This is a genomic window from Paenibacillus sp. DRB1-1, from assembly GCF_052119485.1.
GTDB lineage: Bacteria > Bacillota > Bacilli > Paenibacillales > Paenibacillaceae > Paenibacillus > Paenibacillus polymyxa_B.
Genome location: NZ_JBODQH010000001.1, coordinates 4,024,850 through 4,047,986, shown reverse-complemented (window position 1 = coordinate 4,047,986; position 23,137 = coordinate 4,024,850). Strand labels below are relative to the sequence as shown.

Here is a 23,137-nt window from a genome sequence, read left to right as displayed (position 1 = left end):
TCTGGACTGCCCATTAATTAACGAAAGAGGGTTCAAAATGAACAAATTTGAAATTGAATTATTAAAGATCGCTTATGAAAACTACCGAAAATCCGGCAAGGCTACAGGTGTAACTATCGGTAGAAATGGAGACGAGATATTTCATTATTCCAACGCTCTCGACTCATTAGTGGAACAGGAATACGTAGTGCCTACATCCGATAATTACGACCCCGACAGCATTAACATCCTCGCTCCCCGCGTTAGCTATGAACTAACGGATAAAGGGTATCAATATGCATTGGCTAACTTGACGGATTAAAGGTTACTGGAAATGAGAAAGTCAAATCAAAAGATGGCCCAGTTTTACAAATGATTGCATCCTTTAAGTATTTACTTAAATCATCCGCCGTCATTTTTTTAAATTCATTTAATACCAACTCGCAGGAGAGCCGTCTTTTCCTTTCACACTCTTCTGCATCTTCTGCTATCTCTGACAAAATGAACTCGTCCAAGATTGTTTTAATGTCCATTAGGTGTATACCCCCTGTGCCGTTGAAACAAATTGTTCTTCTAAATGGTCGCCAATTTTCTTAATGATCGTATCCACATCAGCGCCATTGTTGATATCGCCTGTCTTGACCTGCACTGTAGGCGTAAGAGTAACAAAGTTCTGTATAGACTTCATTTCTGCGATATCCCTCATAACCTTCAAATCCTCCGATGAGATATCTACCTTGTCTTCAATCTTTCCGACTTTGCCCACTTTACCAACCTTGCCAACATCGCCAGCGCCGTTTGGCTTTGCTGCCTTAGGGGCTTTATAAGGCTGGGCAGTTCCTTTAAGAGAAAAATTGCTTACGGATTTAGTAAGGTCGTTAGCCATCGACTTACCACTATTGAACGCTTTGACGACATCCATTGATTGCATTCGATATTTGCTAAAATCCATAACTCCTTTATCAGAAGTCGGCTTTTGCGGACCATCTTCCATCTTCATGTACTGAATTGCCGAAATCGTTGAACCTGTTATCGAATTAGTTTTCTCAATCAACCAGTTAAGTCCGTCAACCATTTTGTTTATCAGATCTACGAAATACTTACCGATATCATTCCACAGGTCATAAAACAGCTTTTTGATTGCGTAAACTGGGTCGATAAAAATATTTGCGAAGAACTCCGCGAAATCTAAAATTACATTCCAGAATCCAGCAATCCAGTTGTTTAGTTGGGCAAACATTGCATAAAACACCCCCACAACAAAAGCCACAACTTCCCCGGTGGATATCCCGAATTTATTCAGTACCGTTATAATACCAATGATAGCAGCCACAATTAGAGCTAATGGCCAAACGGCTATAATCCAATCTATCGCAAACCCAACAGCTACAGCGGCAGCTACAACGCCTAAAACTAATAACGTGTTTTTCACCAGATCCCAGTTGTTCATAAGAAATTGAACTACGCTTGTTGTTGCTGTTGCAATCATGGACATGCCAGCTTGAATACTGCCGAAAAATTGATCAAACTTACCACTTTGGAAACCATTGTTTATCATATCGAACAGTGGTTCAAAGGCTTTTAATGCCTGCATCCCTGCTTTAGATAGACTAAACTCAAAAGTGTTTACTGCCTTCTTCCATTTTGCAGCAGGGGATTCTAACATTTTGTCGAATGCCTTTTGCGTCAAATTCTGTTGGTTTAGGAGTTTATCCATCCCCTTTATGAACTCATCAATATTTCCTGCCTTACCAGCCTTCAAGGCATCACTTGTTTTTATAGTACTTCTTCCTATGTCAAACCTCTCGACTATGGAAGTGTAATCGCCCGAAAGGAGTTCCTTCATACTAAAAGCTGCCCCTTCTAAACCTTCAGCAGGGTTTAGCTTCGCAAGCCGCATAGAAAGCATATTCAATTTTGTTAACTGTTCAGGGTCCATAGTGTTGGACATAAACTTCATTGTTCCTGACAAAGCGTCGTTTACATCTTGCCCAGCCTTTAATGCTTGTTTTGTGATCGAGTCATAAATAGCATTCCCTAGATTTAAATCACCGGCTCGAGAGGAAAATGTGTCAATAAATGATTGTTGATCCATCGCCCCGCTCATAACCTTTTCAAATAGAGCCTTTGCCGCTGCAATAGAAACGTAAACGGCTGCAATGTTTCTGAGGTTGCTCAACATACTCTCGGAAGCCCGTCCGCCCTCACGCAAACGTCGATTCAGTCTTTCTTGTAATTGGTTTATCTTCTGTTCCAAAGCTTCTATCCGTGCTAATGCGGCTTGTAACGATGCTGCGTTTGCGCCGCTGCTTGTTCTCAGTTGCCGAACAACACGAATGAGCCTCAATACAAGCATTTGCAGATTGCCAAACATTGCTTGTAACGATGCTGGTAATTGTATCCGTATTCTGGCTTGGATATTTCGTAATTGGTTATCAATTTGCTGGCGAATGCGACGAGCCTGCGTTATTGCATCAGCGGCATTAATTGTTATATTCACCACTGAAGTGGTGAACATCCCGCGAATACGGTCACGAATAACTGTAATTTCCCGCAGAATATCAGCCGAATTGACCACAATATTGACAACAGATCCTGAGCCCATTTGCCTTATGTGGTTACGCACGACTTCCAGCTCTCGAATTGCATTGGCTGCATCAATATTGATTCGCACATTCCCATCGGATAAAGATTGCAGTCTTCGTTGTACAGTATTCAACTCACTAACTGCATTAGCCGCGTTTACGTTTATTTGAATATTAGCACGGGCAGCCGTTTGCAACCGTTCCATTTGCCGTGTTGTATTTTGAAGAGCCTGATTGACTGCATTTAGTTTGTTTGAAAAGTTATCATATAATTGGAGCGTCGATTGAACAGTAGCCATTTTCCCTCCTTTCCAAAAAAGGGGCACAAAAAAAGCACCCTATTTGGATGCTTTACCTGTACTTTGTTTTTTAGGATTTACTATTTTTTCAACTACATTGATTTCCTGTAAACCTGCCTTCACTCCTACTAAATACAAAGGAGAATTTTCTCGATATTCAGCTAATTCACTTGTTTTACCATCATCCAAGTATTCAAGTAATGATGCCAGCGCAGAGTCTTTCATAGCTACTCCATCCAAAATCTTTGATTTTCCTTCCGTTAAATGAGCTCCAAGTTTCTCGGGAAATCTTTCGTCAAACTTCATTGCTATTAAATTTGATCTATGTTGATTAATTATATCCCGATACTCTTTAACGTTTTCGTAAGCTTCGACTTGACTAAACGAACCAGATGAATAAGCTTTAACGAATTCATTAAAATTCGCTTCACTCTCAATCATTTGTGTAGTTTCACTGAGAATTTGCTTTTTAAACGAATCAAACTCCTTCTTTATTTGAGCAGATTCTGTCATGGGTTTTACAGATTCTTTGCCGCTTTCTGAACCTTTTGTGATTCCAACAATGATAACCAAAGGAATTCCTATTATCAATATGATTGCAAGAAGAACCAATTGGCTTTTATGACGTTTCTTTCTTTTTTCCATCTTGTATTCTTTTTTCGAATCTTGCCACTCGCCGTAATTAGACATAATGACCCTCCTGAGTGGGTATATTTTACCATTATTCTATCAACCCGCTCAGGAAGAGTAAATCATTTATTTAGTCTAGCCGCTTCTTTTTTCTCATTTTCGATACGTTCCTTAATCATTTGATATATGACTCCACGCTCAGTAACAGACATTTTCATCAAGTCCTGGGGCAATATACGTAATTTGTGGAGGGCATAATACGCGAAGTTTGCATCCGCATCACCCTCCTCCATTAGTTTTTTGTTTCATCCATAACCTTGTTGATATCTTGATCGTAACCGTTAAGCTCCTGCACCTTTTCCAACAAAGTAGCGAACTCACCAGACAAAAGCATTTTGTTGAGCAAGTTATCAGCCCCAACAACACCATAGTTCTCTTGCAGCTCAGCATCTTTCAGGTTAGGATACACTACGCTTTCTAAAACTAGCTTAGTGGTGTAATCGTCTGGGTCAATTTCAGGAATTTTCATCCCCCCTTTGCCCTTCTCTGTTTTCGTGGCAGACTTTCTAATGGCTTTGTTTCGTTCTTCCGAAATACCTTGGATCTTCCAAAGAACGTGCTTGCCATCTTCATCCTTAAATCTTTCAGAAACAACAATCTCTTCTGTGATATCCACTGAAGCATTTTCTTTAAAAAACGCGCTAAATTGACTCATTATTTATATCCCCTTAATTTAGATTATTTTAGTTACCGCCCAATACAGGTTTAGTGAAGCTATCTTGCAATCCGACCCCGGAAAAAGTAAAGTCCAAATCTTCGTCCAACAATTGAGATTCAGTATCCAACTTAGCAATAATAATGCTGCTTATATTGACATTCTTGAGCGTCACGGTTTGTTTGCCGATCGAGGAGGTTGGGTCTTCATTGACCGCGACCAGATCAAAATAGGTATCTTTTCCTGTGGTCACATAATCCAGCATCATTTGTCTGAACAACGAGGTCACATAGTAAAAAGTCATTGACCCCGTTCCCTTCCAACCATTGGCTTTATTCTGATCCCCCAGATATCCCAATACTTTTACTTCTGTCATGTTTTTCTCGATCTTTGCCTCGAATTTCTTGCAGTAGGCCATCTCTTCCACACTACCGTTTATGGTGGCGTACAATCGACCCTGCTGGCCGGAAATAGTATCCTTAGCTTGCAACCACTGTGTCATATTATCTCGCCCTCACTAACTGATAGATTTTTTCGATACTGTCTACTGGTTTAACATAATACTCAGCGTAAACAGCATCTTTGTCAGTGCCAGGTACAATTGTTACGTCTGTCTGAGGGTTGAAATCCTGAATGGCACTGATATTTTGATTTAGTTCGAATAATGAAATAGCTTCTTTCTTTAAAATGTTCAAACCATCCGCATTGTTATCGACTTTACCGATGTAGGAGTTTTCGAAGACTCTCTGCAAGTCCGTTCCAATACCATCCAATGTACGAAGTACACGATTCTTACGGAAGTCTTTATTTTTTGTAGGCGTGAAACTGCGGAAAGTGTTGATATCCTGCTGCACTTTAGCCTTGCCATCTTTGAAAATAAAGAAGAATTGACCCTTTTGAACTGCGGCAATAGCTTCTCGGTTGGTGAATCTAACATCAACATCCACAGCATCGTCGTAGTCGGCGTAAGTCAATGACTGGTTAACGTTTGCTGCAGCTGTTGCAGCCGCAACCCATGCTACGGCCTTTGTTTTGTCAATCACTGTACCATCGGACAAAATAACACCATTCGGCACATTGATTACACCTTCATAATCAGCCGCATCATAGTTTGGAACAACCAACTGTACATATTTCCCCTCATCCTCACGAAGCCGTTTGATGTAAGTGGCATAAAGAGGCTTAAGGGTCGCATCATCATACGGCAGACCCACGGTGTTAAACACTTGTGTTTCAATTGCCGCCATATAATCCGAATGATCTGCGTTGGTCGCCGTACCGTCAGCCCCACCAATCAGCGGCGCTCCGGCCGTTGCTGCCAACGTCTTATCTGTAGCTGAAGCCTTGAATGTCACCCACTCGTTCGAAACCAGTCCGTCAATGTTGGCAACCTTTTGAGTATTCATCTCTCGGCCCTCAACCAGAGTGCGAACGTTGAAGCTAGAAGGCGTATCAATGTCTGCCTGAATCACAATGGAAATATCATTGCCTCTCACGCCCCCATACTTCGCAGTAGTGACAAGATTGCCACTTGTGACTGTAGCCTTTGTCCCTTCGTTTAATCGGTACACCAGCAGTGTTTTGGCGCGCTTAAGAGCCTCCTTAACCAGCAGGAGGCTTGTGTCTGTAATGTCGTATCCCAACGCTTTTGCGATATCATCACCAGCATCAATGGTAATGATTTGTTTTGCTGGCCCCCAGCTTAATGTCAACGGCAGGGTGACGGTACCACGATCACTTAACGTGCCTAGTGGTTTAGGCTCAGAAACAACGTTGGTATATACGCCAGGTAGATCCTTGTTCTGTGTAACCCATGTACCAGCCATTTACTTGACCTCCTTCACTAACCATTCGGTAAGAACTCGTTTAGCTTCACCGATGGTGTAATTCTGTCCGTCTTCAAGTAGGACGCTTAGTGTATCTTTTTCGATCTGTGTAAACTGCTGTGATTCTTGAAATTGCTCTTTGCCAAAACGGGGTTCTACCGAAGCTGACGACGCTGCCGTCTCTTTCTTCGTAGGTGCCACGGTTTCTGTTTCTTGGTTATCAGTATCAGCCACGTATACCAGCCTCCTGTTTTAAAGTCCTCATTTTTGTTTCCTGCTCTTTCGGTTTCATAAGATGAACGTTAATGTCCAGGAAGAAATGCAGCACATCATCGACGATTTGGTGCTTCATCCCCACCGCCCTGTACATGGTGCCTTCCCAATGGATGTACTCCATTTCCTCGTATAGTCGGTCAGCCACAGCTTCGCATTCACGGCGCTTCTCTGGCGTATCAGAAGGAAAATAGTGAACATCGAAACTATCCGTCCGCATGTAACGGCGATTAAATTCCCGGTTCTGCGATCCATCAATGAGCAACACAAAAAAGCACGGTTCCGAAAAACCCTGCTCAATGCGCTCATCGTACACTTTCACACCCGTTTGAAAGGTGCTCAGGTGCTTCAATATTCCATTTTTAACATCTTCCATTACATCACCTCAGGTGGTCTTCCATAAAGCGTTTCAGCTTACGTTCCATGAGCGCGGGCAATTCTCGTTCCAGTTCCCTTTCGGAAATAGTAAGCATGAACCTACCTTCCACCCAGCCTGTGTGTAACCGGGTACGGTGCCCGTATTCCACGTAAGGCGCGTACTCGATGGGATTAAACAGTTCGATGCTATAGCCACCGCCCACACGCTCCACAGGGCCAAGCTGCCAGTTACGCCGGAGCATACCCGTATCTACCGGAGTACGTGCCACCGTCTTAGCCAGGAGCCTGCTGGCAAGTTCTCTTATGCAGTCCTCTACAAAGCGCGGATAGTCCGTTTGCATCTTTTTCAGGCTCTTTCCAAGCTGCTCAAACTCGCTAAAATCAAATTCAGCAAAGCTCATGCCTTACCAACCCGCTTCATTTTTACTTCTTGGTGTGTCGGGTAGATAAAAGGTTCGCCTGACTGCTGAAACTCATAGTTCATTCCATCCTGCGTAACAAAGATACGGCTTCCGGACTGAATAACGATATCAGGAGCAATGAACAACTTTCCATCATATGCAACATCATTGTTCGTGTCCGTTTGGGCCGCGCTTGGCAATGACGCTTGAGACAGCGCACACGGCTGATTATCAAATATAACGCCGTTGGTTGGTCGTTCTACGCCTGTTACCGGGTCTTTACGGGTTATCTGTCCCTCTACCCGACAAACGCCTGTGTAGGTCATTTCAAGCAGCCTGCGCTCTGTTGCTGGATTACCCAGTTGCATGCTACCACCTCAATCTGCGGAAAGCGTTAAGTTGCGCGCCATACGCCTTAATAAAGGCCGTGCCTTCCACACCCACTTTAGCATCCGCAAAGAAAGTAAACTGCACGTCACCACGCTTGATGCTCTGGACATTCTTCTCACCTTCACCAGCCGCAGCCGGAGCCACAAACTGGTTGAGGTAATAGTCCTTTGCGATCAGGAGCATCGTATTTTCCAATTGCTCCGGTATGTCGGATATGTTGCAGTAGTTTTTGATGCCATCAATCGTAAAATCAAAGGAAAATCCGAGTTGTACATCCTTACTCGTATCAGTAACTGGGATGCCAAGTAGGATTTTAAGCTTGATCAGCAGCGCTTCCCTGCGGTTCGGTTCCATTTCCTTCACCCGCTTTCAGAATGGCTGCGAGCACGTCTTCCTTTTTGGTTGCGCCAGCTAGGTCAATGGAGTTTTGTTCGGCGTGATCCTTCAGCTGAGCTAGATTCATCTTGTTGACATCCGTTTCAACAGGTTCGTCAGGCACTTCTGTATCAGGACTAATAACTTTGGCCTTAATTAACTCCGGTATGTGGATCGACTCAACCTCCACTTCGTCGCCTGTCTGGTAAAACTCTTTCTTATATTTAGCGCCAGCAATCAATGTTACTTTCATGTGGTTACTCCTTTCAAAATTAAAAAGAGAGGCATTTGCCCCTCCTTAGCCGTTTACTTTTGCGATGAAGATATTGTTAATTTGTTCGAATGAAGGCAATACAATTTCAGATACAATTGTTTCCACGTTAACAGGATGCGGTTCTTTAATAGTTGTAACCGCTACGCCAGTGTTAACGATTTTCACTTCTGCGTTCGTAGCACCACTCATTAAGTCGGCCTCTTCAGGCGTAGTGCCGTACCACGTGTTACCGAGCGGCCCATCAGGAATAAGGGTGAACACATCATCAGGAAAGAACAAGTGTGAACTTCCATCTGAAAGTTGGTACTTCTTGTTATACACCGCTACAGCAATACTAAGTTTTGTTTCCAAGTATTGACGCAACATTGTATCTGTCATGATGATGTTTTGTCCTCCGACCGGATTCAAATCAAGGCGAATGCCTGAGTTTCTGAGCATGTAATTCCATGTTTTGCGAGTAACAATGGCCTTGGCAGGACGGACGCCCGTATTGTCCTCAGCATCATCTAACCATTTTTGAATATCTTGGACAATTTCTGCACCCGGCTGGCTCCAACGATCGTCCGCAGTAAGAGTGACTTGATGTTCTGCAGGCATTTTGTAGTCGTAAGTGTAATCCAATCTTTCAGCAGATACGTCAATTTTACCTGTAGAAAGCAATTGCATGATCATTCGTTCTGGAATGACGTCTGCGCCTTTTACCAAATTCGATTGGTCGTCATAAATTCTTGCTATCAGCGCTTGATAATAGGCTGCATTAGGCGAAGAAAGGAGCATCAATAGTTCTTGACGATCTTTTTCACCAATACGCGTACTTTCTCGGAAGAAAGGCATTTCTGTATCAACTTTGCTCAATCCAATCCGGTCACGCAACGGTGCTTTAGCATCAAACGCTGACGGTTTAAGCGCTACTGGCAATCCGCCAGCTCCTTTAATCCAACTCAGGTTCAAACCTTGCTGTTTCTTTGCCGGGAAGAGCGTGGCTCCGAGATAAGGAATAGCATTAGATGCCGTTTCCTGATAATAAGTTGTGATATTCTCTGCAGTTACAAGATCAAAAATATCTGGCATGGTTTATTTCATCCTCTCTTATTTCAAAAATGTGATTTGTTTGAGTGCAGTAATTTCCTCAGGCGTTGGAGCCGTGGGAATCTTGCCTAAGTCGATAAAGCCATGAATCAACATCGCGCCCGGCGCTGGACCATACGTGACATCGACATCATAAAAAAGAACGCCTTCCGCATTGGAAACGCCCGTGGTTGTAACAGCTTTTTTAGCCTTTTTGGTCAAGTCGTTCAGAATGCCATTTCCGATAATGGTTCCGGCTGGCACGATTTTGCGACCATCTGCATTTGCTACAATCCCGGTGTCATCTACTGTGACAGCAAGGTTAACGTAATGGTCGGGAAATTTAAGAATTTCCTTTTTATTCGTATATTTCGTTTCAGTGAATTTCATCTTCTCTTACCTCCTGTTTATTGAAAATAGTCTGCCCGAGCTTTGGCTAATGTCTCATTATCTGCTTTACCTTGAGCAGCCAACTTGCCATAATTAGCCTCCGTCTTACCTAGGTCTTGCTTTCCGCCTGCTCCATCTGCTGGCGTAGCGCCTTTCGGCTGGAATCCCGGTTTCGGGTCCTCTTTCGGTACAAACAAAAAGCCCTTGCTTTCACGTAGGCCAGTGAGTTGATTGTCGAGTCCGGCTTTAATGCTTCCATCCTCTGCAATCTCGATTTGTGATTTGTCCAGCAGACTAGATACGATATCAGGATCGTGGGCCTGACCGTTCAACGCCATTTTAAGCGCCGTATTAAGGCGTAACTCCTGCATGTCTGCATTGTACTTGTCTGTAGCTGCTTTATTGTCCTCTTGAAGCTTGGTAATCTGCCCCTGTAATGCTGGGACATCCCCTGCCGCCTTCTGTAGATCAGTCAACTGCTTATCCCGGTCCTTCAGATCCGTTTCGAGTCGTTTCTTGGTATTGTTCACTTCATCGAATTTATCTTTTGGGAACCAGTTGCCATCATTTACGACCGCTAGTTTCTTATCACCAGCCTTTTCAACAACTTGGTTATACAACTCTTCTCCAAGCAATTCTTTCAAATCCATTAATAGCACCCCTATTTTAGTTTTTATGACGTGTAACCCACCACGCATAGGATACGTTCAGTCAGCCCCGAACCTTTAAAGAGGGCGATACCCAGTTTATAGCCGTATGACAGGGCAAAATAAAAAGCCTGCTGCATCTAAATGTGCAATCAGGCTTTAATCCTTACTATTTTGTTTTTCAAATGGCTCTTTGACTTGCCTTAGCATGTCAGCAGCTATTTCTTCAGGTGTTTTCGTAAAATCCAGTTTCAGCGGCGTGTCATCTATTAAACCGATAGTCCGCTTTGGCTGCTTGGAAGTCTTCGACATACGTCCACCCCAGTTTCTTAATTATTAACTGTAGCCATAGATAATCCATGTACTCATTCTTGGCTGTTTCTGACATTGTAGCATAGTTCTCGCTGCTTTGTAACTGCTCAAGAGCAGTCATAGCAGTGGATTCCAGCACATTATTAAACACAAGCAGATCGGATGATTTACCATTGGATGACACTCCACTTACTCCGCCATCATGCCCAACTGCAAGCAGACTAGCAATGGCCGGATAAATCGCCATGTTGCGTATATCCTTAACGTTAACCCTTGTTCCTCTTGGGTGATTGTGAGTAAGGATTACGCTATTCGGCGGTGCTTTGATAAGCGAATCGTGTATCTCAGGTGTGAATGTAACCTTATTTATGACACCATCAGCTCTGCCGATTTTCTTACCTGCTGTCTGATCCATAATGACCATGATTTCTTTGCCTGCTTTGTGACCTTCCCGGGCAAGACTACGATTAACCTCAGCCAACTTTTCCAACACCGGTTCTGATACGTTTGGCAGATCAACATGGTAAGAAGCTTTAGGATTGTACTTCCGATTAAAGCTGCCTCCAGGTTCTTCAACCTCAGGATCAGGCACGTTGCTTTCTGTGGGTTCATTCGACGTGTTCGGCTTAACATACTCCTTTTCCCATTCGGAATAAGTCATATCCCCGGGAACAGCCTGATTCTTGCCGTCTTCGTCCCTCGCAACTCGCTCTTGGACATTGTCCTCATAATGTGGAATCGTGGTAGAACGGCAATAAGCATGTAATGGTGGGTAGTTCACCCCTACCTCAGCTTCAGACACCCCAAATACCTCTCCATCCATGTGCCGGCAGATACTTGATGTGCGTTTATCCAGGGTAGCCGTAAACTTGTACTGCTCTACGCCTAACTCCTTGTATGCATCCATCCGAGACTGACCAGCGAAATAGGCTGATTCGGTTTGAATGATCCTGGCTGCAGCTGATCGGGAAACTCCCATGCGGTCCGATAAGGCGTTAATCATCTTGTCCGATGTATCGCCGCGTATCATCCCTTGAGTCAATACGGTTTGGAGCTCGTGTACCAGCTTGTCCCGATCCTTCCAGATACGAGCAGAGAAGTTTGAACCATCTGCCGCCCACGGCTTACTTAAGACCGCTTCAATCTGCCGCTTGTCCAACTTAGAGAAAGTGGCGCCCAACCCCGTTCCCTTATGGAGCTCAAACACTGAGCGATAGTACCCATCCTTGTATATATCACCCATAAGCTCCTTAGCGCCTGCCTGACGCTTTCCGGTTAGGACCTCGACGTGTTGGCGCATCTGCATCTGTAGAGCCTCTAAACGAGTCATACGCACTCGTATGGATGCATTCTCAAGTTCCTTCATCCACCGTTGATCGACTGCATTTTCTCGGCCAGCTTTGATATAATCCTCAACCGTCCATTTGAACTCTTTGAGCTCACCAGCTTTGAGCACTTGCCGCGCTTCTGCCAGCCCTATTTCGTTGTTCTTGGCGAACCGCTGATAGAATGTGTCTATATCCCGCTGAATGGATGCGTTAGCCTTGGCGTACTCCAGTTCCATCTTCTTAACGTAGGCATCACCCTTACCTAACTGCGCCTCGTTTAGCGCGTCCATACGGCCTGACCAGTATTCCTCGGACTTCATGATTGTTCATCCTGTTTTGGTTCTGGTTCAGGAGGGTTACCACCTGTACCGCCATAAGGCTGGTCTTGCAATACAGGCATAGCCTCGCTCTTTTCCTTTTTGAGCCTGTCCAGTTCGTCCTGCACGTTGGTTACCCATGGATGATTAGCCACAATGGTTTCGTCAGAAATGACGCCTACACTGTCTTTGGCATTTGTGACGGCTTCGGTTTCGTTTATCAAAATATCACGATTAAAGATGAAATCGACCTCGTACTCCGCGTAATCATTTCCTGTCGTGTTAGCAAGGTGCTGATCTACGAACCATAGCAACTGTTCGAGGCTGGCTTGAAATTCCGTCTCAATAATGTTCGCGTCCATATCCAGGTCGCCATACAAGAAACGCAGCGCAATACCAGACGGGCTGTTCCCAAACTTGTCCGACTGTGTATCCACTCCACGGCCAAACTCGTATATGGACTTACGAAGCATTTCCATGTGGTTGGTGAATGCCGCAGTGTCGATAACTAGTGTAAGTGTGTCTACTCCACCGTCACCGGATACCTTGAGTGTACGGGTTGTTGCTAAGTTACGCCGCATTTCTCCAACATCTTGACCGTCGTAGTTTTTGACAACGAGAATACTGTTCGGTAAGTCCTCCAGATTGTTGGCGTTCTCTGACATGCGTAAGTCGTAATCGTCGACCAGTGTCTTGAGAATCTCAACCAGTGGCATTTCTTCGTCATTATACTTAAACGGGATAAAGGGGATGCGATCCCAAACAAGCTGTTGCGTCTTTCCTTCAGCATCAATTGCAGAGAAGTGCCCTTGCAATTCCTCATATGGGATATAGTCTGAATTGATCGTCGTGTCCTGTACCCACTTCATAACACCAGTGTCGTCCCAAAATTCAACGATATTTACCGTCTTCTTGGTTTTAGCCTCATAAATGACTATCGGATAAAAACGAATCATAGCATCTAATTCTGTATGTGCTCCGTCCTTCCACAATGGCACACATTCCCTTGAAGGAATAATTTTGAAACTAAGTTCCCCGGTCTCACTGTAATAGACCTGCAACCAACCTATTCCATTGTTAAATGCGTTTTTCCCAAGGTTTTTGAGCTGACGAAGAAACGACTTACCAAAGAAATTATCCAATTGATCTTTGTATTCGTTCGGGCCATCCGTCTGTATACTGATCGGCTTGGATAATAAATAACCAGTCTTTTGATCAACCAACTTCCGTATAAACCCATTAACCAATTTGTTATTAGCCAGGTTAATTGCTTCAATCTTTGCTCCACCTTCACCGATGGTATATCGCTTGTGATTAAGAATCTCTGTCTGGTTACGGTAGTAAGCTTCCCCGGTCAGCATCCATTCATAACGTTTGGACTGTTTGAAGTCGTTCACCTCTTGCTGCGCTATCTCCCTATTGGTCATAGGAGCATTCTTTTCAAGGTTGTAGATTACTTCTTCTGTTGTGGTCATAGTGTCCTCCTTCCCCTAAAACTCAAATGTAGCTGGCTTTCTGATCTGCTCCATGGCATACCTTAGCGCGTCCAACGTGTGGTTGAAGTCGTCTATAGGCTTATTCATGAATTTGCCTGCTTTGTTCTGATCCCATACATAACTGGAAAGCTCAATAGCTACATTGGGGCATTTGAATTTATGAACAATGATTTCGTACTGCTGAATGAATTGAATACCATTTTTGATGCTGTCTCCACCCTTATCAGCAGCCCGTATCCTTCCGATACCGTAGCCCCTTATCTCATCTATAGATTTGGGTTCCGATGAGTCGGCAATGATCCGTTCTTTTGCGTACCCTTTGCTTTTTATCATTTGGGCAATGTCGTCATTCTGCATGCCGTGTTCATAATGTTCATCGAATATATAAAGCTTCTTCGCCTCTTTATTTACGAGAGCACAAACCAGTGCGCTCGGGTCATTCGTGTAACCGAAGTCGAGGCCGAAAACGGCTTTATACCCGCTCTGCTTAGATATAGATTTCCAGTCAAAGTCCTCTTCTTTCCAATCCTCATATATAGCACCTTCAGTAATCCCCCAATCCCCATCACCTTCAACGCGGTGGCGTTTGGGCTTATGCTCTTTCATCCACTCAAACAACGCCCGATCATCGTTTCCAAGAAACTCATTGCATCGGTAATTCGTAGTGATCGCCAGTACATTTGGATTGGAGACATCAAAAAAACGCCTCTTCAACCAGTGCTTTTCATTCCACGGGTTAAAAGATAGCGTTAATTGTTTAAAGTACCCTTCCGGCAACTCGCCCCGGATAGACATATCAACTTTGTCAAAATCATCTTCATTCAAAATTTGATATGCTTCCTCAAACCAAGCCCAGCACAAAAAACCGTTATCCACCGTTATAGATGTGATGGACATCGGATCATCAAGGCCACGGAACAATATTTTCTGTCCTGTCGGCTTATATATGGCTTCAAGCGGGCTCTTCTTAAATTGCCATAAATGTGATACTTTCAACCGATGAGCGGCCCATTTCAGCTGCGCCCATGTTGAATCCTTATGAGTATTAAACGTCTTTCTCAGGACTAGAGTGTTGGCTAACGGCATCTTCATCATGTTGTAGATAATCCAGTAAGCAGAGGTAACGCTTTTCTTAGAACCCCGGCCACCCTTGACCACTCGGTAGCGTCCTCGAAAGCGCCAAAATTCAGCGTACCCTTTGCCTATTGTCTCTTGCAGGCTAATTTCGTTACTCATGCAAATCATCCTTAAACACTACCGATTCCACCATTTTGGCTTTATCCATAGAAGCAACTTCCGCTTTCAGTTTGCTAATCCGTAGTTGCTGTTCTTCATCGGCATAACCAAGCCTGCACATTTCCTCATACCGCTTAATGAGTCCTTGTAGCGTGGTCATAGCGCGGCTCTGAGCGTTCATAAAAGTAGCGTGTTTATCCCAAGCGTGTTGGTATTCCCACTTCTCAGATCCACCGAAAGCGTTGTCTGCAGATTCGATCAGCACCTTGGTTACATCCTCACTGTCTTTAACAAACATTATTTGCTGCGCCCGTAGTATAGCAGCGTACTGAATCATTATTTGGTCCCAAATCATGTCCAGTGGTGAACGATCCTCAATAGCATCCATAATCTCCGCTGTATCATCTGGCAGAAACTTACGGAAGAATCCATGTGTTACCGCCTTATCATTGCCGTACGGCCCCCCAGCGCCGCCGCTATTGCCCAACGCGTTCTTGTTGCCCTTAGGAGCACCATGCCCCGCTGCGTTTCTGCTACCCTTGGGCGGGCCGCGTCTTTTTTGGGATGCATCTTTAACGTTGGACGCATCTTTTATGGAGTCGGATGCATCTTTGTCCCAACCTTGCCGCTGTTTTCGACTCTTGATTGTCGGATATTTGATACCATGCTTATCGGCTAGGTCGGTTAAGGAAATATCCGTTGTTTCGTATTCTTCTCTGATTGCTGACCAATCCATGACTACATTTCACCACCCCCGCCTGGTTATTTGAGTTGGTTTTGCGGACATTCTAAATGTACTGCCCATTAAACCTTACTGAGTTAAACATTCCTAAACGTAAAGCTCTTTGCCATCCGTCAGTTGATAAAGTACCTTCCCAATTATCCCGTGACATTATAGCCTGAGCTTCTTTTTCATTGAAAATCTTTCGTCTAGCCCCGTAATAGGTAACGTTTATCTTTTTGTCTCCTATTGTTAACGTAGTGACATTCCCCTTTGGAGAATCAGGAGGCTTTTCGGTATGCCATTGCAATTCATGAGTTAGGTATTCTATATCATTTGAACCGCAATTCGTACACACTTCTTCCCAAGAACTTATTACTTTTTGGGTTGAAGCCATACCTAAAGTTTGCACCTCATCGAAAACAGGTTGGATTCTCGCTTCCATAAATGTAACTCCACACGTTCCACATTTCTTCATCGATGCTTCCTCCCTTATCTGGTCATTCTCCATAGCCTAAAACGATCTATAAGGCGTTCATACCATCTTGATTCCCGTCCATCCGGTTCAATGTATCCATCTACTGATACAAATACAATATTTTCGTGGTTTAACGATCGTATCTCTTTCAGATGCGGTGTATGAATCGTAAACACCTTATCCCTGCCAGGATTCTTGTACCAGGACAGAAATACTTCTACATTTTCTAATTCATCCGCAGGATAGTAATATTCGAATATCTCACGGTTCACTAAATGAACAGATACTGTTATCTCTTCCGCTTTCTCGATTGACAGGTCGTTCATATTTCCCTCCCCACGACAAATAGACCCGTGTATCCTACTCAGCTGTCACCTCTCAGCTATTTTCAGATGTATATTACGGGTCTAGTTGTCTCTAATGACTACTAATAGACAGCCTTACACCCAAGCATGCTTTCCTCCAACCGCTGTCCTATCTCTCTTATGACTTGTTCAGCGCTCGCGGCACTCTCAATTTTGAGATCGACATTTTTAATGGTTATAGAATGTGTGTTCAACCCTTTATACTGCGCTATCTCCTGTGGTGTACCCTCTATGGTTCCGTCCGGATAGAGTTTCATTGGTTATATCCCTCCCTAGTAAGACACACAGCGGAATCGAACCGCTATAATCCTATATGTGTCATATCCCCGGACTAAGCCGGGAAAAAGGTGTTACTTTAGTTGATCTGCCAGTTGCTTAATTACAGCTGGGGTGCTGATACGTTGTCCATCTTTGCGGTTGCCCTTGATGTATGCTGCATCCTCATTGCTGTAGTAGACTACACCGTTGCCCTCTACTACTGGATAGCCGCTTTCGTCTGCTTGCAGCTCAGTAGCAACATGTTTGCCTTGCTGTTTGGCATGCTCCTCATCGTGTAGATGCAGAATGCCGTATTGATCAAGATACGCGTAATTCTGTGCCATCGTTTGTTTCCTCCTGTACATAGCAAAAAGGACACCGTATACCGATGCCCTCATGCTTGCTTATTTGATATTGCCCGTAGTTCTACCGCGCCCGGGCGGAGCGCCTGGAAAGGACTCTAACCTATTCCTTCCCCGCTTCCACACCACCGCAACTCAGTGCTCTATCACCCTGTGTTCAAAGCGGTGCCTTTAAGCGTGGACGAGTCCTGCCGTGGTAAGGGGCAGCAGGGACACCCGGGCGTTAACCCTATGTCCCTACTTTAAAATGGTTTCACCCCCAAATTGCCCCCACGTTACCCCCAACTTACCCCCAAAATTCCGCATAGCTTCAAGGTTTCTGCTATACTTTTGACTCCTTCGTCTATTCGGCGGTCAATGGTATTAACGCTCATGCCATGGTTCTGGAATTGGATCACAGTGAATTTATATTTACGCCCCTTAATGAAGCGGTGCTCAATGATCTTTTTGACCTCATCGTCTAAGATTAAATTGATTGCCATGTCTAATTCGGTAATCAATTTGCTCCACTCCTGATACACTTGCCTTTCTTCCGCCGTTAGAGACTCCTTGCGGCCTAATGATTCGACGGTAAGGCGCATCTTAGGGTAATTGCCCAGCAACTTGCGTACGGCCTTCTTATCGGCTTCTGTGATGCTCGGGTATAATTCCATTTGCTCTATCGCCCCCATCTTGTCGCTCCTTTTATATCAATTCGAACAAATCAACCTGCCCTGGATCTACATACTCTGTTGAATCTTGTATAAGTCCTTCATCCAACCATTTACGCGGTGCTTTATGCAGATAATGCGGCCAGATAGCCTGCCCTTCAACGGACCGTGTACCATTGTGTCGCTCTGCTTTGGCTGTCCATACCCAGTGTGTAGTGGCGGTCACTTTATCGTTGTTACCCGACATTAACAATCCTTCCTTCGCTTAATTTGTTCGGTTCGATATGTTCTATAACGAAATACCTATCTATACTGACTACACCTACATATAACAGTAATGCGCATAATATAGAGGTATAGGCTCTTATCATGGGGTTTCTCCTACATCTTGCAGGAGAGCTGTGAGGTTGGCTATCTTTACGTTCAAGCGTTCTTCCGTTTCATCCTATGCGTAATAGCGTCGCTACATTGCGATTCCCAAAATTCAGCCAGACGTTTTAATACAGCTATCTCTGTATCCTTTAGTTGTATAAGGGATTCAGCGGCTGCATATTGTTGGAGCCAATAGGTAGTAATGTCGGGTTGATCTGCGATAAATAATTCTCTTGACCATGCTTCATCCACTTTCATGCACAGATTCATATCCTCTTGCCAGTTACGTGGTTTATCTGTCATTGTTGTTCCTCCCCATACGCATTCCTGATAACATGCCTAGTAAGTAAGCCATTGTCACTCGTTCATTCCCGCTAGCGCACGCTATCTCCTGGTATTCTCCATAACCCATATCAACGTACAGATTGTAGATAGTCTCCGGTTTGTGGAAGATACCTCTCTTTATCGTTTCACATTCGATTATTAACTTATTTTCACGTTGTTCATTGACTTCATTCAGGTATCCGCTCAATTCGCTTTTTGGATCTATATTCGTTTCAAAATGTCCATAAATGAACACTGGCATCTATATATCCTCCCTTAGTGGGTGCAGGACCTACACCCTGAATGTCTTTTGGTTGCAAAATACACGTTTTTTTAGTGAGATAGTTGCAACAAGCTTTTGTCAATCCCCTGTATGGGTTTAATCCTGACTGGATAATGTCATATAAGCAGCCTCTGCCCTCTGTCTTGGTGTAGCTCTGAGCATATCTGCTGCGGTTTCGTAGTTAAGACCCTCGCTATACGAGTGACCCGTGCGAAAAACCAAATTTGCCATGTACCCAATCTCGTCCATATCCATCGCCTTTGCCTGTACCTCCAGAGAGGCAACAGGATCGGCGCAATAGTCAGTTGGACTGACTGAATAGTTATTCTTGAGCACGTTGCCCGGTCTGCCCCTGTCCACTTTTGCTCCTAGGAGTACATCAAGCGCTATATTAAGCTGCTGGTCTGTCATATCCTTTACCGACATATCTATCATCCTTCCAACGCTCCTGGGTGAACGTATTGTATTGGTGGTTACTCCCCTAACTCGTTAGTAAGCCAGGCTATTTTGTGGTCCCTCTCATCTAGCATATCCACACCTAGCTGGATCGTTTCGTCCTTCTCTGCTAGCTGCTGCTGGAGTGAGTCTACCAGGGCAAGCAGGTCTTCTACCTCTCTAACTGGTAACAGGATATTTTTCTTCGCTTCATTCTTTGCCGACTGCACATCTTTACGGATTAAATCTACTGTCCGTTTACTCACCTTTACCGCCTCCTTGGGGCTGTAGCAGCTCCGGGTTATCGTGTATGTTGCCGATTACCGTAATCTCTACCGATTCGCTGAACAGGTAGTCTCCATCCTTGCCATCCAAATCTTCAAGCAGATACGATCCGTCAATGTACTTTACAATCCCCGTCCGTGTGCCATGCAGCGGGAACAGCATCTCTTCCTTTGTGGATATATCATCCTCATAAATTTCCTGACCATCTGGAAACTCTGGTGTACGTTTCGAGTCCTTGAGTCCTGTGTATTGACCTACTGATTCGGGGATCACCCTGCATACACCGTTAAAGTTGGTGTACAGATATACTTCCGTAGTCCCGTCTGTCATCTCGCAAAAATCTACACCAAACCCCTCTAACCACTGATTATCTCCAACCAGCCTTTCAACACTTATGCCACGGAATTTAATATCTCTCATGCTTATCGCTCCTTATATATAGGGGGATCAACCCTCATTTATCTTTCATGGCTCTATAAGCAACACCCAAAGCATCGCCCATCGCCAAGTCCTCCGGTATTTTACGCGCATATTTCTGGTATAAGTCTGGAGCCGCAAAGTAGAGAGAATGAAAAATTTCATCTCGTCCGGTTAAACACTTACCAATCAATTTTTCCGTGTATTCTTTACGAAAATTAGGATAGCGGACACTCATCCCCCAAATTTGATGGATATGGTCACGGTGTCTACTAGCTGTATAAGTCTTTATACAAAGCATGCCAAGTGCCGGGTTGCTTCTTATTGCTGCGTAAAGCTCATTTTTAAACTCTTGCCGGATGGTTCTGTATTTTCGCTTAATACGACTCATATTCATGCTCCTTTAAGGTATATAGGGGTATAGGGTAATAGGGTGGATATCTCGTACCTACCTTGGTTGTCGATACCGTAGACAGGAGTACAGATTTCAAATTCTTCAAATCCCTTGTCCCGAAGTGCATTCACATACCCCTCAACGTCTTGCTCATACATCAAATAACCCGATGCCTTACCGTCTTTTTTACAAATCAACCAAACTTTTTGCATACGTTCATTCGCTCCTTTGATATTTGTATTGGGTAGGGTAAGAGGCTGTTATGCCTCAACCTCAGTCCAGTAAAGTTAAATCATAGTTAGATTCGATGAACTGTATTGTCAGTTTCCGATTGATATCATTTCCTAAACGATCATAAATTTTATACATATCGTCTTTGGTGAAGTTGGTCCGTAATAACTGATTGAAGCTATCCAAAACCCTTGGTGCCCAATACTTGTTCAATTCTTTTGCAATTGGTCTTGATAGCCAGGCAAACATTTTGCATTTAAACGCAAGTTCTGTATACACATCATTCAAACCAAAGTAAACGTTGTTTCGCGGTTCCAGGATAATTTCGTTATTATGATTGATGAAGGATTTAGGGAACACATGTAATGCATGATTGATAATGCTCTTTAAAGCAATCTCATTGTCCAATTGTTCGACTGTCAGTGACATGTATATCTCTCCTTTGGTATAGGGGATGCATTGTGTCTCTCCCCCTTATGGAGGGTTGCCCCTCCTTCTTGTCCCCTATGGGGCTTAATTTCTGGACCATTTGACCTTAATTCCCGCTATTTCACATGCCTTTTTCATACCTTCGCGAAAAGCTGAATCTTCAGTAGGCGTGGTTGGACATGGTAACCCTTCTCTATACATTTCTAACAGCTTTTCCTCTATCGTCAGTTCGACTTCATAACCGATATAAAGCGCACGGATAATAGAATCCAAAGGTACTCCGTTGAGCACATCACAAGGCGCATCCCATTGGTGCGAGTTTTCTGCATGGCTGCGGACAAACGCCTCTGCTGTCCAATGGTATGCAGCTTGAATTGAATCAATTGCCTCCGCCTGCGCTTGGGTTAAAATTGCTTTATCCATTTTTATGTCCTCTCTGCCCTTGGGGGCTATGCTTTTTTCTTTCTTACCGTCCCTATTGGCAACGTAGAAGCGTCTTTTTTACTCCATCCGTATTGCTCTATTCGTTGAATGAAATACTCTTTTTTGATGCCGTTTTTCTCAGCAGCACGAATCCACCCTTTGTTCTGTTCATACTTGGTTTTTCTTTTCATATAGTCACCTATCTTCGTTGTTATACGAATTAATTACTTTTTCCTCCATCAAATTTGTACACCTGGTCCGCCGTGTACGTGTTTATACCGTCCCATAATGTCCGTATCTCTTCTGCCTTTGCCAACACTCGTTTAATCGTTGGCTTACTTATCTTTGGATCACAGCTCATAGCTTCCGTCATATGCTTGATTGCCATATCATAAGCATCTGAATTTGTGGCATCCATGAAGCGATAAAAGTTTTTGGTTGAAAGGGATTTTATCTTTTGGAAAGCGCGCCGTTTCTCTGCCTCGTTCATCCAGCTTTCACCTTCTTTTTCTTCTTAGGAACCGGGTTTAAAATAGCCTGTATGACTTCGTCTTGGAATTTGGCTGTATTGGCATTACCTCGCAATGAACGGGCTATCTGAGCCAAAACAAACGCGTCTCGGACGTTATCTGAACCGTGCTGGAAGCCCCACCGTTTAAAGATTTCTACTGCCAATTCATCCTTTTTAGTAGTCCCCTTGCCTGAAGCGAATTTTTTAAGTGCAGCAGGAGCAGCTTCCTGATATTTAATGTTGCGTTCGTACAAGTCCAATCGGATTCCCCAACCAATCCCGCCAAGGAGGAAGCCTGATTGTGAAGCAAAACCAAAACCCTCTATCACTACCACATCGCCGTAATCTACGTTTTCGCAAACATCGGTGATGATGTCTGACATACGTTCTGGATCTTTCCCGGTTGCCGTTACTTCCAATGCATCCAGCACATTACCATCTGCATCCAAGATGCATACCCCTGTTTTGGTACTCGGGTCTATTCCTACGTATCTGGTCATATTCATTCCCCTATCCTATTTTCTTTGCTTGTCTCCGGCTGCCTTGAGAACTCGCTTCACGCTTTTCCGCAATTTGGTCTATCATATCTACCAGTTTTCGATTTATATATTCGGTTCTTGCGGCATAAGGAATGTCAAACAGTGCTGCTTCACTTTGGATTCTGGCAACTATCCGATCAACTCCGCCTAGCTTTTCAAACAGATGATATTCCCAGCTTTCAAATATAGCGTCCATCCGGTTTGTGTAGTCCCTTGCCATCGGCTTCACCTGCCCTCCGGTAGATTTCTTCATGTGCTAGTATTCGATAATCATAATCTTTAGTTTCGTCATAAGCTGCTATGACCAGTTCAGAATTAGTCATGCTTTCAAAGGGTCTCACGTTCGTCCTCGGCCTCCTGTGCTTTCTCCCACTCTAACTCTGCTCTAGCAATACGTAGGGAACCTTCAATGTCCTTTTCTAAATAGTCATAGTCGTCTATAACGTCTATTGGATTCATGGGGTATCCTCTCCTTTTAGCAAGTACTCTATTTTCTTTTCTAGAGATTCAATTTTCTTATGTGCACTCCGAGCAAGTCCGCTTTCCGTTTTAAGCATTCTGAACATCCTTTGGGTTTCAGTACGTTCTTCCTCGATTGCCTTGTCTTTTTCGTCTGTCAGCTGAAGCAAAAATTCAATGTAGTTCAATAACCTACCTTTTTCAGGATCAATCCATCGTCCTGGTGCGTGTATATCAGCTGCTGCCAGTGCTGTACGTATCTCTTGTATCTTCTTATCCATG

Annotated in this window: 42 protein-coding genes; 1 reads left to right on the top strand and 41 read right to left on the bottom strand. The window is 44.0% G+C overall.

Going from position 1 to position 23,137, the window contains the following annotated elements; genetic code table 11:
- Positions 1-37: 37 nt before the first annotated feature.
- The gene (locus ACQW03_RS18210) at positions 38-301 is read left to right on the top strand and encodes a hypothetical protein (protein WP_441951012.1); all 264 of its coding nucleotides are present in this window, start codon (positions 38-40) and stop codon (positions 299-301) included.
- Here ACQW03_RS18210 and ACQW03_RS18205 read toward each other — a convergent pair.
- The 41 genes from ACQW03_RS18205 to ACQW03_RS18005 all read right to left on the bottom strand — a co-directional run bounded on the left by ACQW03_RS18205 (position 285) and on the right by ACQW03_RS18005 (position 23,136).
- Positions 285-512 (bottom strand): hypothetical protein, encoded by a 228-nt coding sequence (locus tag ACQW03_RS18205; protein WP_441951010.1) that lies wholly within the window; start codon positions 510-512, stop codon positions 285-287. The genes ACQW03_RS18210 and ACQW03_RS18205 overlap by 17 nt on opposite strands.
- A complete protein-coding gene (locus ACQW03_RS18200; RefSeq protein ID WP_441951008.1) occupies positions 512-2,863 on the bottom strand; it encodes a hypothetical protein in 2,352 nt (783 codons plus the stop codon). The genes ACQW03_RS18205 and ACQW03_RS18200 overlap by 1 nt, the downstream gene beginning before the upstream one ends.
- Before the next feature lie 39 nt (positions 2,864-2,902).
- Positions 2,903-3,553, bottom strand: coding sequence for a hypothetical protein (locus tag ACQW03_RS18195; protein WP_441951006.1), 651 nt, complete (start codon positions 3,551-3,553; stop codon positions 2,903-2,905).
- A 232-nt stretch (positions 3,554-3,785) separates the two neighbouring features.
- A complete protein-coding gene (locus ACQW03_RS18190; RefSeq protein WP_441951004.1) occupies positions 3,786-4,208 on the bottom strand; it encodes a phage tail assembly chaperone in 423 nt (140 codons plus the stop codon).
- Positions 4,209-4,236: 28 nt separating this feature from the next.
- On the bottom strand, positions 4,237-4,710 hold the full coding sequence (locus ACQW03_RS18185; protein WP_103049863.1) for a phage tail tube protein: 474 nt from the start codon (positions 4,708-4,710) through the stop codon (positions 4,237-4,239).
- 1 nt (position 4,711) lies between these two features.
- The gene (locus tag ACQW03_RS18180; protein ID WP_441951001.1) at positions 4,712-6,034 is read right to left on the bottom strand and encodes a phage tail sheath family protein; all 1,323 of its coding nucleotides are present in this window, start codon (positions 6,032-6,034) and stop codon (positions 4,712-4,714) included.
- Positions 6,035-6,268, bottom strand: a complete 234-nt coding sequence (locus tag ACQW03_RS18175) for a hypothetical protein (protein WP_441950999.1) — start codon at positions 6,266-6,268, stop codon at positions 6,035-6,037.
- Positions 6,261-6,683 carry a phage tail terminator family protein gene (locus tag ACQW03_RS18170; RefSeq protein WP_441950997.1) on the bottom strand — a complete coding sequence of 141 codons (423 nt, stop codon included), beginning with the start codon at positions 6,681-6,683 and terminating at the stop codon, positions 6,261-6,263. The genes ACQW03_RS18175 and ACQW03_RS18170 overlap by 8 nt, the downstream gene beginning before the upstream one ends.
- 4 nt (positions 6,684-6,687) lie before the next feature.
- Positions 6,688-7,086 carry an HK97 gp10 family phage protein gene (locus tag ACQW03_RS18165; RefSeq protein ID WP_441950995.1) on the bottom strand — a complete coding sequence of 133 codons (399 nt, stop codon included), beginning with the start codon at positions 7,084-7,086 and terminating at the stop codon, positions 6,688-6,690.
- Entirely contained in the window at positions 7,083-7,454 is a 372-nt protein-coding gene (locus ACQW03_RS18160) for an ABC transporter ATP-binding protein (RefSeq protein ID WP_441950993.1), read from the bottom strand. The genes ACQW03_RS18165 and ACQW03_RS18160 overlap by 4 nt, the downstream gene beginning before the upstream one ends.
- A gap of 1 nt (position 7,455) precedes the next feature.
- Positions 7,456-7,830, bottom strand: a complete 375-nt coding sequence (locus ACQW03_RS18155) for a hypothetical protein (protein WP_441950991.1) — start codon at positions 7,828-7,830, stop codon at positions 7,456-7,458.
- The gene (locus ACQW03_RS18150) at positions 7,790-8,104 is read right to left on the bottom strand and encodes a Rho termination factor N-terminal domain-containing protein (protein ID WP_441950989.1); all 315 of its coding nucleotides are present in this window, start codon (positions 8,102-8,104) and stop codon (positions 7,790-7,792) included. Before ACQW03_RS18150 ends, ACQW03_RS18155 begins: the two co-directional genes overlap by 41 nt.
- Positions 8,105-8,149: 45 nt before the next feature.
- Complete coding sequence (locus ACQW03_RS18145; protein WP_068939753.1) at positions 8,150-9,196, bottom strand: major capsid protein; 1,047 nt, start codon at positions 9,194-9,196, stop codon at positions 8,150-8,152.
- Positions 9,197-9,214: 18 nt separating this feature from the next.
- Positions 9,215-9,583: a hypothetical protein gene (locus ACQW03_RS18140; RefSeq protein WP_441950987.1), complete on the bottom strand. Its 369-nt coding sequence runs from the start codon at positions 9,581-9,583 to the stop codon at positions 9,215-9,217.
- A gap of 17 nt (positions 9,584-9,600) precedes the next feature.
- The gene (locus tag ACQW03_RS18135) at positions 9,601-10,233 is read right to left on the bottom strand and encodes a phage scaffolding protein (protein WP_441950985.1); all 633 of its coding nucleotides are present in this window, start codon (positions 10,231-10,233) and stop codon (positions 9,601-9,603) included.
- Between the two features lie 259 nt (positions 10,234-10,492).
- Positions 10,493-12,190, bottom strand: a complete 1,698-nt coding sequence (locus ACQW03_RS18130) for a minor capsid protein (RefSeq protein ID WP_441950983.1) — start codon at positions 12,188-12,190, stop codon at positions 10,493-10,495.
- Complete coding sequence (locus tag ACQW03_RS18125) at positions 12,187-13,662, bottom strand: phage portal protein (protein ID WP_441950981.1); 1,476 nt, start codon at positions 13,660-13,662, stop codon at positions 12,187-12,189. Before ACQW03_RS18125 ends, ACQW03_RS18130 begins: the two co-directional genes overlap by 4 nt.
- Positions 13,663-13,677: 15 nt before the next feature.
- Positions 13,678-14,919 carry a PBSX family phage terminase large subunit gene (locus ACQW03_RS18120; RefSeq protein WP_441950979.1) on the bottom strand — a complete coding sequence of 414 codons (1,242 nt, stop codon included), beginning with the start codon at positions 14,917-14,919 and terminating at the stop codon, positions 13,678-13,680.
- Positions 14,912-15,655 (bottom strand): phage terminase small subunit, encoded by a 744-nt coding sequence (gene terS, locus ACQW03_RS18115; protein WP_441950977.1) that lies wholly within the window; start codon positions 15,653-15,655, stop codon positions 14,912-14,914. Before terS ends, ACQW03_RS18120 begins: the two co-directional genes overlap by 8 nt.
- A 52-nt stretch (positions 15,656-15,707) precedes the next feature.
- Positions 15,708-16,118 carry a hypothetical protein gene (locus ACQW03_RS18110; protein ID WP_441950975.1) on the bottom strand — a complete coding sequence of 137 codons (411 nt, stop codon included), beginning with the start codon at positions 16,116-16,118 and terminating at the stop codon, positions 15,708-15,710.
- Positions 16,119-16,132: 14 nt separating this feature from the next.
- Positions 16,133-16,444, bottom strand: a complete 312-nt coding sequence (locus ACQW03_RS18105; protein WP_441950973.1) for a hypothetical protein — start codon at positions 16,442-16,444, stop codon at positions 16,133-16,135.
- Positions 16,445-16,545: 101 nt separating this feature from the next.
- On the bottom strand, positions 16,546-16,740 hold the full coding sequence (locus tag ACQW03_RS18100; RefSeq protein WP_441950971.1) for a hypothetical protein: 195 nt from the start codon (positions 16,738-16,740) through the stop codon (positions 16,546-16,548).
- Between the two features lie 93 nt (positions 16,741-16,833).
- Positions 16,834-17,085 (bottom strand): hypothetical protein, encoded by a 252-nt coding sequence (locus ACQW03_RS18095; protein ID WP_441950969.1) that lies wholly within the window; start codon positions 17,083-17,085, stop codon positions 16,834-16,836.
- Between the two features lie 293 nt (positions 17,086-17,378).
- Entirely contained in the window at positions 17,379-17,774 is a 396-nt protein-coding gene (locus ACQW03_RS18090; RefSeq protein ID WP_167438251.1) for a hypothetical protein, read from the bottom strand.
- 13 nt (positions 17,775-17,787) lie between these two features.
- Complete coding sequence (locus ACQW03_RS18085; protein ID WP_441950967.1) at positions 17,788-18,000, bottom strand: hypothetical protein; 213 nt, start codon at positions 17,998-18,000, stop codon at positions 17,788-17,790.
- 176 nt (positions 18,001-18,176) lie between these two features.
- Entirely contained in the window at positions 18,177-18,428 is a 252-nt protein-coding gene (locus ACQW03_RS18080) for a hypothetical protein (protein ID WP_441950965.1), read from the bottom strand.
- Positions 18,418-18,711 (bottom strand): hypothetical protein, encoded by a 294-nt coding sequence (locus ACQW03_RS18075; protein WP_441950963.1) that lies wholly within the window; start codon positions 18,709-18,711, stop codon positions 18,418-18,420. Before ACQW03_RS18075 ends, ACQW03_RS18080 begins: the two co-directional genes overlap by 11 nt.
- Positions 18,712-18,828: 117 nt before the next feature.
- Positions 18,829-19,167, bottom strand: coding sequence for a hypothetical protein (locus tag ACQW03_RS18070; protein ID WP_441950961.1), 339 nt, complete (start codon positions 19,165-19,167; stop codon positions 18,829-18,831).
- 38 nt (positions 19,168-19,205) lie between these two features.
- Positions 19,206-19,433: a hypothetical protein gene (locus ACQW03_RS18065; protein WP_441950959.1), complete on the bottom strand. Its 228-nt coding sequence runs from the start codon at positions 19,431-19,433 to the stop codon at positions 19,206-19,208.
- On the bottom strand, positions 19,426-19,872 hold the full coding sequence (locus tag ACQW03_RS18060) for a YopX family protein (protein WP_441950957.1): 447 nt from the start codon (positions 19,870-19,872) through the stop codon (positions 19,426-19,428). The genes ACQW03_RS18065 and ACQW03_RS18060 overlap by 8 nt, the downstream gene beginning before the upstream one ends.
- Positions 19,873-19,906: 34 nt before the next feature.
- The gene (locus tag ACQW03_RS18055) at positions 19,907-20,260 is read right to left on the bottom strand and encodes a hypothetical protein (protein ID WP_441950955.1); all 354 of its coding nucleotides are present in this window, start codon (positions 20,258-20,260) and stop codon (positions 19,907-19,909) included.
- Between the two features lie 2 nt (positions 20,261-20,262).
- Positions 20,263-20,475 (bottom strand): hypothetical protein, encoded by a 213-nt coding sequence (locus tag ACQW03_RS18050; RefSeq protein ID WP_441950953.1) that lies wholly within the window; start codon positions 20,473-20,475, stop codon positions 20,263-20,265.
- 61 nt (positions 20,476-20,536) lie between these two features.
- Positions 20,537-20,923 (bottom strand): hypothetical protein, encoded by a 387-nt coding sequence (locus ACQW03_RS18045; protein ID WP_441950951.1) that lies wholly within the window; start codon positions 20,921-20,923, stop codon positions 20,537-20,539.
- An 84-nt stretch (positions 20,924-21,007) separates the two neighbouring features.
- On the bottom strand, positions 21,008-21,346 hold the full coding sequence (locus tag ACQW03_RS18040) for a hypothetical protein (RefSeq protein ID WP_441950949.1): 339 nt from the start codon (positions 21,344-21,346) through the stop codon (positions 21,008-21,010).
- 26 nt (positions 21,347-21,372) lie between these two features.
- Complete coding sequence (locus ACQW03_RS18035; protein WP_441950947.1) at positions 21,373-21,537, bottom strand: hypothetical protein; 165 nt, start codon at positions 21,535-21,537, stop codon at positions 21,373-21,375.
- A 29-nt stretch (positions 21,538-21,566) separates the two neighbouring features.
- Positions 21,567-21,836, bottom strand: a complete 270-nt coding sequence (locus ACQW03_RS18030; RefSeq protein WP_441950945.1) for a hypothetical protein — start codon at positions 21,834-21,836, stop codon at positions 21,567-21,569.
- Positions 21,833-22,357: a hypothetical protein gene (locus tag ACQW03_RS18025; RefSeq protein ID WP_441950943.1), complete on the bottom strand. Its 525-nt coding sequence runs from the start codon at positions 22,355-22,357 to the stop codon at positions 21,833-21,835. Before ACQW03_RS18025 ends, ACQW03_RS18030 begins: the two co-directional genes overlap by 4 nt.
- Positions 22,358-22,367: 10 nt before the next feature.
- Entirely contained in the window at positions 22,368-22,616 is a 249-nt protein-coding gene (locus ACQW03_RS18020; protein ID WP_441950941.1) for a hypothetical protein, read from the bottom strand.
- A complete protein-coding gene (locus ACQW03_RS18015) occupies positions 22,576-22,737 on the bottom strand; it encodes a hypothetical protein (protein ID WP_441950939.1) in 162 nt (53 codons plus the stop codon). Before ACQW03_RS18015 ends, ACQW03_RS18020 begins: the two co-directional genes overlap by 41 nt.
- Positions 22,724-22,855: a hypothetical protein gene (locus ACQW03_RS18010; protein WP_441950937.1), complete on the bottom strand. Its 132-nt coding sequence runs from the start codon at positions 22,853-22,855 to the stop codon at positions 22,724-22,726. The genes ACQW03_RS18015 and ACQW03_RS18010 overlap by 14 nt, the downstream gene beginning before the upstream one ends.
- Entirely contained in the window at positions 22,852-23,136 is a 285-nt protein-coding gene (locus ACQW03_RS18005; protein ID WP_441950935.1) for a hypothetical protein, read from the bottom strand. Before ACQW03_RS18005 ends, ACQW03_RS18010 begins: the two co-directional genes overlap by 4 nt.
- Position 23,137: the final 1 nt, after the last annotated feature.